Source organism: Acidovorax sp. SUPP950, from assembly GCF_030158935.1.
In the GTDB taxonomy this organism is placed as follows: domain Bacteria; phylum Pseudomonadota; class Gammaproteobacteria; order Burkholderiales; family Burkholderiaceae_C; genus Paracidovorax.
This window is the reverse complement of sequence record NZ_BQXE01000001.1, coordinates 635432-648735: the sequence shown is the minus strand read 5'-3', so window position 1 is coordinate 648735 and position 13304 is coordinate 635432. Positions and strand designations below refer to the sequence as shown.

Below are 13304 nucleotides of genomic sequence, written 5' to 3'. Positions count from 1 at the left end.
CGCCGCTACGTTGAACAATGATCCCATGAGGAATGGTTGATGAGTGATTCATCCAAAGTGGCCATCGTGACCGGCGCCGGATCAGGCATTGGCAAAGCCGCTGTGTTGGCCTTGTTGAAGGACGGATGGCGTGTGGTTCTCGCAGGACGCCGGGAATCGCTGTTGCATGCCGTGATTGCCGAAGCCGGTGCAGCGGGGCGATCCTTGGCGGTTCCCACGGACGTTGCGGATCCCATTGCCGTTCGGGCCTTGTTCGACCGAGCAGTGGAGGCTTTCGGGCGAGTGGATTTGCTGTTCAATAACGCTGGCGTCGGCGCGCCTGCTGTGCCCATTGACGAGTTGCCGCTGGAGCAGTGGCACAAGGTGGTCGGCACTAATCTCAATGGCATGTTCTATTGCCTGCAGCAGGCCTTTCGTGTGATGAAGGCGCAGCAACCGTCAGGCGGTCGCATCATCAATAACGGTTCCATCTCTGCGCACGTTCCACGGCCCCATTCGATTGCCTACACAGCCACGAAGCACGCAGTCTCTGGACTCACCAAAACCGCGTCGTTGGACGGCCGGAAATACGATATTGCAGTGGGTCAGATCGATGTAGGCAATGCGGGGACGGAGCTTGCCCAGCGCATGACGCAAGGGGTACAGCAGGCAAACGGGCAGATAGCGGCTGAACCGTTGATGGACGTGGATATCGTCGGCCAGTCGGTGCTCTACATGGCCAATTTGCCCCTGGAGGCCAATGTGATGTTCCACACGGTAATGGCCACCAAGATGCCATTTGCCGGGCGAGGCTGAAGCCTTCCTATCGAGAGGGTTGGGGCCGCGAGTTCCGGCCTCTCCTCCCTTTAAGCCACCGAAGGCGAAAGATTACCGATGGTGAAGTCGGGGCAGCGAAGTGGCGAGTTGTTCATTGATGACGCAGCTGCTCCTGCCCGTTCTGTACCCAGGGAAATGGCGTTTTGCCCCAATGGAGGCTGGATCGCATCGGTGGAAGAGAAAGCCACATTCTGCTCAGGTCTGCGCTCTTGGTATGTGGACAGGAAGGGCCAGGATTTACGGGTCATTTCTATCTCCTAGAGAAGTGCAGGCGCCGGATTGAGGATGCTTGTTGCCAAGCATTTGGCAAGTATTTCCGCGGCCTCTTTCGCTTTTTGTAGGACAGAACAGAACGATGGTCTCGGCATTGCGCTCAGGACTCAAGCAATTCACCGTACAGGTCGGAATAGGCTTTGGCCGATGCGTCCCAGCCGAAGGTTTGCCGCATTCCGGCGCGTTGAAGCGACTCCCAGGTGACAGGTGATTGCCATGCCGCGATGGCCCGCTGTACCGCTTCGTCAAACATTTTCTGGGTTGCGAGCGGCATGATGAATCCGGTGCCTCCCGATGGAGATGAATCTGCATCCACGACGGAGTCCGCCAGTCCACCCGTATGCGTGACGATGGGTGGGGTTCCGTAGATCTGGCTGTACATCTGGTTCAGTCCGCATGGCTCAAACCGAGAAGGCATGAGGAAACAGTCTGCGCCGGCCTCGATTTGATGGGCCAGCGATTCGTCAAAGCCCAGGGTGACGCTGATGTGCTCTGGGTAGCGGGCAGCCAGTTGAGTGAAGCGGGCCTGGATCGCTGGATCGCCATTGCCCAGCACGACAAGTTGTGCACCTTGCTTTACCAGACGCTCCGCGCCTTCTACCACCAGATCTACGCCTTTTTGCTGGGTGAGTCGTCCGACCAAGCCGAACAGCATGCGGTTTTCCGCGGCATCCAGCCCACAGCGTTGGCGCAACGCTATTTTGTTCAGCGCCTTGCCCGATAGGCTTTCCAGGCTGTAAGGCGCAGCGATGAGAGGATCGCTTGCTGGGTTCCATATGTTTGTGTCGACGCCATTGAGAATGCCGTACAACACATTGGAACGCTCCCGCAAGACCCCATCCAGGCCAAAACCAAGCTCAGGGCCCTGAATTTCGCGTGCGTACGTGGGGCTGACGGTGGTGATGGCGTCGGCAAAGTTCAAGCCTGCTTTGAGCATCGACATTCCACCCCAGAACTCGACACCCGCGATGCCCCGGTGCTCCGGCGGGATCTCCAGGGCATCGCAGGCGTGCATTGGAAAGACGCCTTGAAATGCCAGGTTGTGCACGGTGATGACGCTGCGTGCCACTGGGGCGCCGTCGCGCACAGCGCGCGCTTGCGCCAAGTAGAACGGGGCCAGTCCGGTGGGCCAATCGTTGGCATGCACGATGTCGGCCTGCCATCCGCAGGGCGTTGCCTGTGTGCCCATCATTGCCGCGACGTGGCTGAGCAGGCCGAAGCGCAGCGCATTGTCATCGTGATCCGTGCCGTAGGGTGTGCCGTAGGGCGTGCCCGCGCGTGCATAGAGTTGGGGGCAAGAAAGCAGGTAAAGGATGAAACCGTCTTCCTGACGCAGTTGAAGCAACTGCGCTGCAGGCCAGGCACCCCGTGGCGCAATGGCAGACAAACCCACGATCTGGCCGGTGATGGCCATATCGCCGTAGGCCGGCATGAGCAAGGCGACATCGTGCCCCATGGCTGCCAATGCACGGGGCAGGGCGGCACTGACATCGCCCAGCCCACCGGTTTTGACCAGTGGGGCGCATTCAGGCGTGACAAAGAGAACTTTCATTCGACGTCCTCGGGCACCAACACCACGAATGGCAAGGTACCGCCCTCTGGTCGCAGCTCGCCCATCACGATGTCCAGCTCCAGGCCTCCATCTTTGTCTGCTATCAGTGCCGCTCCCGTCATCCAGTTCTTCCACCTCAGAATTTTGTCCAGCGCAGGGTGTACCGCGGCAACCGTGACGCGGGTGCCGCGCCAACCCATCGCGGTCAGCCCGTACAGCAACCGCGAGCAGACAACCACAATGGCTTTGCCTTCCCGAATGCGGGCAAACGCGACGGCATGTTCGGCGCTCTGGCCTTCCACGGTCAGAGGAAGGTAGGTGGCGTTCAGGAACAGTTCCGGCATTTTTTGCCGCAGCTGAAGCAGCCGCCATGTGACCAGCTGCTTGACCAGCGGTGCCGGGGATGCGCCGAGCATCTCCTGCCAGGCCTGGACCGAGGGATAGCCAAAAGCGTAGTGCGAGCGTACCGTTTGCAGGGAACGTTCCAGTTCTGTGAAATCGACGGGCCTGCGGTTGTCAGGGTCGACGAGGCTGAAGTTCCATTGCTCGCAGCCTTGGTAGATGTCGGGCACGCCCGGGACAGTCAGCTTCAGCGCGAGCTGGCACAGGCTGTTGCGAAATCCGTAGGGGGCGATGGACTGGACGAATTTCTCCAGTTCTCGCACGAAGCGATCCGTGGACAGCACACCGTCGATATATCGGTCAACGGCCGCCTCATAGGCCTCGTTGGGAAATAGCCAGTTGGTCGCCTGCTTGGCTTCGCGCATGGCTTTCACCATGTACTGCTTGGCGCGGTCCCTCAAGCCGATCCGCTCATTCACATCGGCGCCTTCTGCCGGCCAGATGCCGACCAGGGCCTGATAGAGCGCCCAGAGATCATGGGGGCTGGGAACCACCGTGCCATCGATCTCGGTCGTGAAACGGGTTCCGAGTTCGCGCAGCTGAATGGCCGTGTCTTCCCACAGGGCCGGAATCTCGGACAGCACATTCAGGCGCGCGCGCAGATCTTCCGAACGTTTGCTGTCATGCGTGGACGTCGCCAGCAGCCCGTGCGGTAACCGCCGCGACCGTTGCAGATTGGCCTGATGGAATGCGGCACCGGACAATCCGAAACGCCGCGGCTCCGAGCCGACATCGTTCAGCGACACCAGGCGCACATAGCGGTAGAACGCGGTGTCCTCCACGGACTTGGCCATCACCGGCGCCGTGAACTGTTGCCAACGGCGCAGGAACGCGCCCCGCAACTCGGGCAGGTGCTGGCCTTCCGTGCCGACAAAAACGCCTTGCAGGTACGCGAGCACGCCCCCTTCGGCCGTGCCCATGCGGCGACGTGCCGCCGCAATGGCCCATTCGATGTGCTGTCGATCCGTGTCGGACAGTCCCGAGCCATCAGGCGCGATGTAGGTGCGGTAGACGGGGAAGACGGCCGCCACCTCCGTCAGCGCGATGCGCAACTGGTTGCGCGTGAAATCGCAGGTCTTGCGATCGGTGCGGCTGATGCGGTAAAGCGTGTCGGCCAGCCACCCCAGGTCACTGAACAGCGAGGTTTCGATGATGTGCTTCTTGCACTCGTGCACCGCCTCTTCGAATTCCTTGCGATCGCCGGTGAAGGCGGAATACGCATCGTCGAAAGCCGCTTGAGAGGCCGGCTCGACGAAAAGCCCGTTGACCAGGCTGCTGAACCTGTATCCGGTGGCTCCGTGCACAGGCCAATCCTGCGGCAGGGGCTCATGGTCGGCAAGAATCTTCTCCACGATGAGGTATAGCGCACGGGGCTCCCGTCCCGCAGCGTGTGCCAGCGACGCATAGCGCTTTTGCAGTCGGTCGAAGTACTGGGCAGGGTCGGCCAATCCATCCGGATGGTCGATGCGCAATCCGGAGATCTTTCCCTCGGCCAGCCAGCGGAAGATGCAGGTGTGGGTCGCTTCGAAAACGGCTGGGTCTTCCATGCGAACGGCGGCCAGGGAGTTGACGTCGAAGAATCGGCGGTAGTTGATGTCGTCCCCTGCCACACGCCAGTCTGCCAGGCGGTAAGCCTGATCGCGCAGCAATTGGTCCAGCGCGTTGAAGCTTTCCGGGCTGTCCTTCTGGCCGTTCCACTGTGTCAGAAGCGCTTCGATCCATTGGCGCACCCAGGGGTGCTCGCCGGCCAGCTCCGCAAGCCGCCGCTGGTGCAGCGGCGCATCCCGTTGGCGCATGGCGCGCTCGTTCTCGTCACTGGTATTGCGTGAGGGCAGGTTTCCGAATGCGTCCACCAACGATTGCATCTGCGCCAGACTGTCGCCATCGCGTTCGCCGCCGGAAACAGGGGCCGGCACGGCTGCAAAAATGCGTGCGTAATGCTGTGGGTCGATGGGAAGCTCGTGGTCCCAATAGCGGATGCTGAACCGCCCGCCTTGAGGGTCGAATGCCACCTGGAGTTCGCCGGATTCGAGAACGCGCCCGTAATGACCACCCAGCATGGGCAGAAGCACCCGCCCGTGCATTTCTGGTGCGGTCGGCTCCCATTCGATGTCGAAGGTGCCTGCATGGGCGGAGGCTCGCCCATGCTCGAGCACGTCCTGCCACCAGGGGTTGTTGGAATCGAGCACCCCCATGTGGTTGGGCACGATGTCGAGCACCTGGCTTAGTCCGTGCGCTTGCAGCGCCTCGCACAAGGCGGTGTGCGTCGCCTCCGATCCGACCTCGGGATTCAGACGGGTCGGGTCCACCACGTTGTAACCGTGCGTGCTGCCCGGCGCGGCCTTCAGATACGGCGAGCTGTAGAGATGGCTGATGCCCAATGCATGGAAATAGGGGACGGCCCGGGTGACCTGCTCGAAGGTATTGCCTTCGTGGAACTGCACCCGGTACGTCGCCAAGGGAATATCCGCGGTATCTAGCGCTGGCAACGCCTCGCTGAAGGGCAGGGCCGCGCCGCCGCGCTCGGCGCGCATGGCGGCCGCGATGGCCGAAAAGCAGGGATGGGTCGCCAGCTTTTCCAGCGGTACGCTCAGGCGGCGGCGCCAGTTGGGCTGCATGGCCTCGGTGGAGCCCGGCACATTGACCTGCTCCAACTGGCCTGTCACATCTTCCAGTTGCACTGCCGCCAGCCAGCAGGGTGTTCTGGCGAGATAGCGATGCACTGCGGCCACGAAGTCCGCGTTGGCTTCGGGCACCGATTGCGGGTCCGCAGTGGCACCGCTCGGAAGCAGCCCTTCCTCGTTGAGCGCGATGAGCAACCTCACGCGGTCCTGGGCGCGCTCCATCAAGGCGCGGGCATGCGCATCCGGTGCGGACAGCCAGCCCAGGCGCGACTGCACCTCGATATCTTCGGCCGCCCAGTACCCGCGCAGTGTGGGCAAATCATGCGTGCTGACCACCGCCAGGGCCTGGTGAGGCCAATGGGCCGGCGTGCGAAACGCGCCGCCGTCGGCGCGTTCGAAAATCAATGGCCGATAGGACAGCAGCGTTCTGTGCGCCATCGCCTCCCGCATCTGCGGCGCGACATTGCCCAGGTCTTCGCCGATCACCAGGCATTGGTGGCGATGGCTTTCGATGGACATGATGGCCAGCAAGGCGTCCAGAGGGTAGTAAACGTAAGCGCCGCCGTCGGCACTGGTCCAGAACAGGCGCATGAGCGCCATGACATGGTCCATCCGCAAGGCGCCGGCCGGGCGCATCACGCTGGCCAGCAATCGGCGCATGGGCAGGAAATGCGCCGCCGCCAGCGCACAGGGATTCATCGGAGGAAGGCCCCAATCCTGTCCCTGGTGGTTGAGCGGGTCCGGCGGAGCGCCCACGTTCATGCCACGTGCGTACAGGCCCTGGCCGGTCCAGGTTTCCGAGCCCCCGTCGTTCGCTCCGACCGCCAAGTCGCAATACAGGCCCAGCGGCATCAGCGAACGGGCCCGCTGGCTTACCCGGTCCAGTTGGGCGTGGGCCAGCCACTGCAGCCAGAAGCGATATTGCACCTGATCCGCATGGTCCTGTGCAAAGGCTTTCACCTCAGCACCCTGGGGGTCGCGCATCGCTTCCGGCCATGCAGGCCAACCCCAGATACTGGGATCGACAGCGTGCAGATGGCACTGGATGGCCTCGTACAGTGCGTGTTGCCCGAGGGTGTCGGCCTGGCCCTGCATGAACTCGCGGAAAACCATCGCACGCGGCGAACCGGTGTTCCATTCGTTGCGTCGGAACTCGTCCCACAACAGTCCCAGCACTTCCTGTTTGGCGGCCGCAACTTCGGCATAGCGCACTTCGCTCGAAGCCCGCAGCGAACCCAGCCGCTGCTGGAAAGCGGCGTCCGAGAACAGCGTCTGCGCGGCTGGGCTGCGCACGAATTCAGGCACCGCCGCCACATCGATGAAGAGCGTATTCAACGCCAACCGGCTGGACGGGCTATAGGGGCTTGCAGCCTCTGGCTGGTCCGCCCGCAAGGCATGTAAAGGGCTCAATCCGACGAAAGCCGCGCCTTGTCCGGCAGCAATGGACACGAGGTCTGCCAGATCGGTGAAATCGCCGATGCCCCAGTTTCGCTCTGAGCGCAGGGCGTACAACTGGGCGCTCAAGCCCCACCAGCGCTCGCCTTGCCGCAGGGGTTCAGGGGACCAGCAATGTTCGGGTGCCACGATGACCAGCCGTTCGGCCGATGCCCCTGGGGAATGGAGGGCGTAGTAGCCCACCGCCAGCGAAGCGGGAATTTCGGCGACGGTGCCTACGCCCTCGCACACCAGCGTGCGTTCTGCCGTCTCTGCGGTGAACAGGCGCCAGGGCCCTTCGTTGAGGAGCGGTACGGTGGCTGCGCCGCCCTCTGATACCAGCACGGGGGAGGGCACGGCGCTGGTATCCGCGTGGCTTCCCATGGCGGCCAGGGCCCGCTCGATGACGGAGACGGGCACGTCGCGGTGCTCGCCCCAGAAGCTGGTGTAGTTCAGTGCAATGCCAGCCAAGTGGGCGCGATGGCGCAGTGCTTCGCCGGGGGTAGGGTCCGTCATGCGTTGGGCTCCAGAAAACACCAACGGGCGGACCAAGGTGCCCATTGGGTCGTGTCATTGCTCCAGCGGTGTGAAAACCGCGGGATTCCCTGCGAGCCGTCAGATGCCGGCGCCTCGACGGGCATGTCGCTCAGGTTGATGTCCATCTGCCATTGCGCGCCGTCGTCGTAATGCCACCGCACCCTCAGGCCGCGGGCGCCCACCACCTTGGCCGTGTGGCCCCGTGGTACCAAGCGGTGCTGGCGCGGATTGAGCCACTGTCTGCGCGCTGCAAGCGCTTCGCGCAACAACGCCTGCCGCGCCTGCCCTAGCGGGTTGTCGGCTTGCTGCCAGTCGAGGCGGCTGTGGGCGAAGGTGACCGCATCGCACGGATCGGGAAGCGTCCCGCCTGGCGGGACTTCATGGCCGAATTCGCGCAAGCGGCCCTGGCGCACGGCATCGCGCAGTTCCCCTTCCCAATCGGCAAAGTAGAGAAACGGTGTCTGGGCGCCGAATTCATCGCCCATGAAGATCAGCGGCGTCGCCGGACCCAGCAAAGTCAGCAGCATGGCCAGTTCGGCAGCGGGCGCTGGAACCAATTGCGCCAGCCTTTCCCCGAACGCGCGGTTGCCGACCTGATCGTGGTTGCCGAAGAACTGGACCATGGTGGAAAGGGGCTCGGGTGCCGCAGCCACCACCTGTTTCCTGCGGCCTTGTCCGTCGCGGTCGCTGTGGGCAAAGACGTAGCCGCTCGTCAACGCGCGCGCCAACAGGGCCATCGGCTCATTGCCATAGTCCCCGTAATAGCCCTGTGTTTCGCCAGTCAGCAGTACATGCAGCGCGTGGTGGAAATCGTCGTTCCATTGCGCGTCATAGCGGGAGGGCTTGGGGCTGGGGGCCAGATGCTCCGGCTGGTTCTTCTCGTTTTCAAGGACGAGGTGCACATGCCGGCCCGGGCAAGCAGTTCGCACGCGCTGAGACAGTTCGGCGAGAAAGCCGGGCTCGCTGTCGTCGATGATGGCGTGCACCGCGTCCAGGCGGAGGCCATCGAACCGGAATTCCTCGACCCAGTACATCGCGTTGTGAATGAAGAATTCACGCACGGGCCCGCTCTGGGCGCCGTCGAAGTTGATGGCGGCACCCCAAGGGCTGGTGTGCTTTTCAGAAAAGAACTGCGGTGCGTAGAGGCCGAGATAGTTTCCATCCGGGCCGAAGTGGTTGTACACCACGTCGAGCATCACCATGAGGCCCAGCGCATGCGCCCCGTCGATGAAGCGCTTGAGGTCATCGGGCGTTCCGTAGTCAGGGTGCGGAGCGAAGGGCAGCACGCCGTCATACCCCCAGCCGAACCGGCCCCCGAAGCATGCCAGGGGCATCAATTCCACAGTGGTGATGCCCAGGTCTTTCAGCCGTGGCAACTGCTGCAACGCGGCTTGCAGGGTGCCTTCGGGCGTGAACGTGCCCACATGCAGTTCATACAGAACCACCTCGCTCCACGGCCGCCCTTGCCAGTCCACCTGCCAGTCGAAGTCCTTGGCATCGGTGATCTCGCTGGCGCCATGCGGGCCGTGGGGATTGCTGCGCGAAGCCGGGTCTGGCATCAGGGGGCCACCGTCCACCTGCCACTGATAGCGGGTGGCGCGAGAGGCTGTTTGCAACTCCACGTGCCACCAGCCATTCGGGCGGGACTGCGCCGGGAGCGGCACCATGGGCAATGCTGGCGCCGTGCCATGGTGCAAAACCACTTCGCGGGCGTTGGGCGCCCACAGGCTGAATCCGGCGCCGCCGTCGGCTGTGAGCCGGGCGCCAAACGGCATGTCATGCCGGTACCTCATGACAGGTCGGCACGTGAGGGTGTTGTCAGAACGGCCATGGAATGCGGCTGCAGCGTCCACTGCCCACCTGCAGGGATGTCTGCCTCGTCGGCTGGTGGCACGGCTGCTGTGCGGGTGTCCACTCGCACGGTCCACACGCGGCCATGCTCGTCCTGAGGCAGGGTGAAGACCGCATCCGCAGGGGTCGCATTGAACAGCAACATGACCGACTCGCTGTCGCCGTGGCCCTCCATCAGCGCTGCTACGCAGCGCACCTGGGGATCTTCCCATTCCTCCTGGGTCATTGCCAGGCCCCAGACGCTGTGCCAGTTGAGTGCCACGCAGGCAGGGTGTCCGGTGGTGCCGGCTGGCTGCACGGCGGGACGCAACACGGGCAATGCATGCCGTAGCGCCAGCAGGGCCCGGGTGAACCCCATCAGCTCCGCCTCGCTCGTGGCCTGATTCCAGTCGTACCAGGACAGTGAGCTGTCCTGGCAGTAGCCGTTGTTGTTGCCGTGCTGGGTCCGGGCCATTTCGTCGCCGCCCAGCAGCAGGGGCGTGCCGTGCGAGACGAAGAGGGTGGCGATGAAGTTGCGCATCTGGCGCTCGCGCAGCGCCTGGACCGCGGGGTCGTCCGAAGGACCTTCGGCGCCGCAATTCCAGCTGCGGTTGTGGTTTTCACCGTCTCGGTTGTCCTCCTTGTTCGCGTCGTTGTGCTTCTCGTTGTAGCTCACCAGATCGGCCAGGCTGAAGCCGTCATGCACGGTCACGATGTTCACGCTGTCCACCGGCGGGCGCTTGCGCGCGGCGAGCATGTCCGCGCTGCCACACAGGCAGGCGGCGAATGACGGCAGGCTGCTATCGGCGTTGCGCCAGTAGTCGCGCACCGCGTCGCGGTAGCGACCGTTCCATTCCATCCATCCCACCGGGAATCCGCCGACCTGGTAGCCGTCGGGGCCGAGGTCCCACGGCTCTGCGATGAGCTTGACGTTCGACAGCACCGGATCTTGCGCAACGGCAGCGAAAAAAGCCGCACGGTGCGTGAAGGCGCCCGAAGGGTCACGGCCCAGTGCACAGGCCAGATCGAAGCGGAAACCGTCCACGTGCATTTCCGTCACCCAGTAGCGCAGGCTGTCCAGCACCAGGCGCAACGCGGCCGGGCTGCTCGTATCCACCGTGTTGCCGGTGCCGGTGTAATCCACGTAGTAGCGGGCATCTTCCGGAGACAGCCGGTAATAGGCTGCGTTGTCGATGCCCTTGAAACTGATCGTGGGCCCCAGGTGATTGCCTTCTCCCGTGTGGTTGTAGACCACGTCCAAAATCACCTCCAGCCCCGCGGCGTGCAGCGCCTTCACCATGGCCTTGAATTCATCCACTCCACCGTCTGCCTTGGAAGCGCTATAGCGTGGCTCTGGCGCGAAGAACGCAACAGTGTTGTAGCCCCAGTAGTTGGTGAGGTCGTTGTCCACCAGCCGCTTGTCGTCCAGAAATGCTTGCACGGGCAAAAGCTCAACGCTGGTGATTCCTAGATCGCGCAGATGGGCAATCGCGGCGTCGCTGGCCAGGCCGGCATACGTGCCTCGCAGGGGCTCGGGAACGCCGGGCATGGTCTGAGTGAAGCCCTTCACATGCACTTCGTAGAAAACCGTGTCTTTGGCGGGTACACGGGGCGGAGCGTCGTCGCCCCAGTCGAAGCGCGATTTGACAACACGGCATTTGGGCGCCACAGCACAGTTGTCCACCGTACTGGGCTGAAGGTCTTCTTCTTCCTGGTCCAGTTCGTAGCCGAACTGTTCCGCATGACCGAGAACTGGCCGATCAAGAGCCAGCGCGTAGGGGTCCAGCAACAGTTTCGCAGGGTTGAAGCGATGCCCGTTGCCGGGCTCGTAGGGGCCATGCACCCGCAACCCGTACCTCTGGCCGACCTTCAGTCCTTTCACCAGTCCGTGCCACGTGTCCCGGCTCAGGCAGGGAAGCGTGATGCGCGCTGTTTCCTGATCGTCGTCCGAAAACAGGCAAATCTCCACTTTCTCCGCCGACGGCGCATAGACGGCGAAGTTCACGCCGTGCCGGCTCGCTGTGGCGCCCTGCGGCCAGTGGCGGCCTGGCTCGACGGTGTACCGGACTTTCTTGTGTCGGGATGCGACGGGAGCGGAAGGCGTATTCATCAGTTCGGGTTTCATGCGGCTACTTTGCGGTCGCTTTCGGTGGTGATGGGGGCCGGTGGCCGGGCACGTCCGATGCTGGGGGTGTTGGTGCCGGAATCCTGCTGCGCGGTGAAGAACTTGCGGGGGACCACGACGATCCCGCTTTCGGTGACATGAAAGCGCTTGCGGTCTTCTTCCAGATTGAAGCCAATGCGCTCATGGGCGGGCACGTCGTTGTCCTGGTCGATGATGGCCCGCCGGATCTGGGCGCCGCGGCCGATGCGAGTGCGCTCCATCACGATGCAATGCTCCAGCCGTGCATCGCGCTCGACGACAACCGAGCGGCGCAGCATGGCATGGTCGAGGGAGGCGCCGTCCACGATGCTGCCCGAACCCACCACCGAGCGGTGGATCACACCATTTTCGATCTGGGCGGATTCCGCCTGGTCGGGGCTGGCGTAGATCGGCCACTGGCGGTTGGTCATGCGAAAGCGCGGCGTCGCGCCCAGCGTATCGAAGTGGGCATCGAAGTACGAATCAATGGTGCCGACGTCGCGCCAGTAGCCATGCTCTTCGTAAGGCTCGGTCCCGGGGATGGTGTTGGTGTCGAAGTCATAGGCCATCAGGCGGTGCGACTCCAGCATGGTCGGCAGGATGTGCTTGCCGAAATCGCTGTGGCCTGTCTCGTGCGCTTTCTTGAGTGCGTCGAGCAGCACGTCCGCATTGAAGAGATAGTTGCCCATGGAAGCCAGGGCATGGGTCGAACTGCCGGGCATGGGGTGCGTGGATTTTGGCTTTTCGACGAACTGCGTAATGCGGTGGCTCTCGTCTGTTTCCACGATGCCGAACTGGTCGCACTGCGACAGTTTGACCGGCAATGTGGCCACACTGACATCGGCGTTGTTGGCTACGTGGAAGTCGATCATCTGGCGCACGTCCATGCGGTAGATGTGATCTGCTCCGAACACCGCGACGATGTCGGGCCGGAAGCTCTCGATCAGGTGGATGTTCTGATAGACCGAATCGGCCGTGCCTTGAAACCACTCGGGACCATTGCGCATCTGGGGCGGCACCACCGTCACGAAATGCTCTGGAATGAAGCGGGCCATGGTCCACGACTGGCGGATGTGCTCGATGAGCGACTGCGACTTGTACTGCACCAGCAGGTAGATGGAAAAGATCTCCGAATTCACCAGGTTGGACAGGACGAAGTCCACGATGCGGTGCTTGCCGTTGAACGGCACGGCGGGCTTGCAGCGCTCTGCTGTTAGTGGGTGAAGGCGGGAGCCTTCACCGCCGGCCATGACGATGGCGAGGACATTTTTGGTGCGTGACATGGTGGGAACTCCCAGATGGATCAGACGTGGAAAGGTGAGGTGGAGACAATCAGGTTGGGCTGCGGCGAACGACATCGGAACGCGGGGGCGCCTGGCAGTTCGATGACTGCAAGCGCCTGCGCCCTGCGGATCGATCCGGGCCATCCTCCTCTTGCATCCCTTTTCACGCGCGACGAAACCAGGCTCGAAGCTTTGCCTGGAAGGCAGAGGGCTCCGGAGGCCGGGTCATGGAGAGAGTCGGGGTGCATGCAGGTGGTCCTGGACGCATCTTCTGTTGCGATGCAACAAGAGGTTGCAGGAAGTTCCTACCTGCCTGTGTAGGCACTTGCCTACGTGATCGGGGGCTTGCCAGAGCGCGCAGCGCTGGTGCCGGTGCGGTTAAGCACAGGCATTACGCCCGCTGCAGCGGG

7 protein-coding genes are annotated in these 13304 nt (G+C 63.0%); 1 reads left to right on the top strand and 6 read right to left on the bottom strand.

Annotated features, from left to right (window positions below):
- The first annotated feature begins 39 nt into the window (after positions 1-39).
- Entirely contained in the window at positions 40-795 is a 756-nt protein-coding gene (locus tag AVME950_RS03145; RefSeq protein ID WP_284428729.1) for an SDR family oxidoreductase, read from the top strand.
- A 50-nt stretch (positions 796-845) separates the two neighbouring features.
- On the opposite strand, the gene AVME950_RS03140 is transcribed toward AVME950_RS03145, so the two are convergent.
- The 6 genes from AVME950_RS03140 to glgC form a co-directional block, all read right to left on the bottom strand.
- Entirely contained in the window at positions 846-1064 is a 219-nt protein-coding gene (locus tag AVME950_RS03140; protein ID WP_284428728.1) for a hypothetical protein, read from the bottom strand.
- Between the two features lie 125 nt (positions 1065-1189).
- Positions 1190-2641: a glycogen synthase GlgA gene (glgA, locus tag AVME950_RS03135; RefSeq protein ID WP_349817224.1), complete on the bottom strand. Its 1452-nt coding sequence runs from the start codon at positions 2639-2641 to the stop codon at positions 1190-1192.
- Positions 2638-7617, bottom strand: a complete 4980-nt coding sequence (locus tag AVME950_RS03130; RefSeq protein WP_284428727.1) for a malto-oligosyltrehalose synthase — start codon at positions 7615-7617, stop codon at positions 2638-2640. Before AVME950_RS03130 ends, glgA begins: the two co-directional genes overlap by 4 nt.
- The gene (gene treZ / locus AVME950_RS03125; protein ID WP_284428726.1) at positions 7614-9431 is read right to left on the bottom strand and encodes a malto-oligosyltrehalose trehalohydrolase; all 1818 of its coding nucleotides are present in this window, start codon (positions 9429-9431) and stop codon (positions 7614-7616) included. The genes AVME950_RS03130 and treZ overlap by 4 nt, the downstream gene beginning before the upstream one ends.
- A complete protein-coding gene (glgX, locus tag AVME950_RS03120) occupies positions 9428-11593 on the bottom strand; it encodes a glycogen debranching protein GlgX (protein ID WP_284428725.1) in 2166 nt (721 codons plus the stop codon). Before glgX ends, treZ begins: the two co-directional genes overlap by 4 nt.
- Positions 11590-12894, bottom strand: a complete 1305-nt coding sequence (gene glgC / locus AVME950_RS03115) for a glucose-1-phosphate adenylyltransferase (protein WP_284428724.1) — start codon at positions 12892-12894, stop codon at positions 11590-11592. The genes glgX and glgC overlap by 4 nt, the downstream gene beginning before the upstream one ends.
- Between the last annotated feature and the right edge of the window lie 410 nt (positions 12895-13304).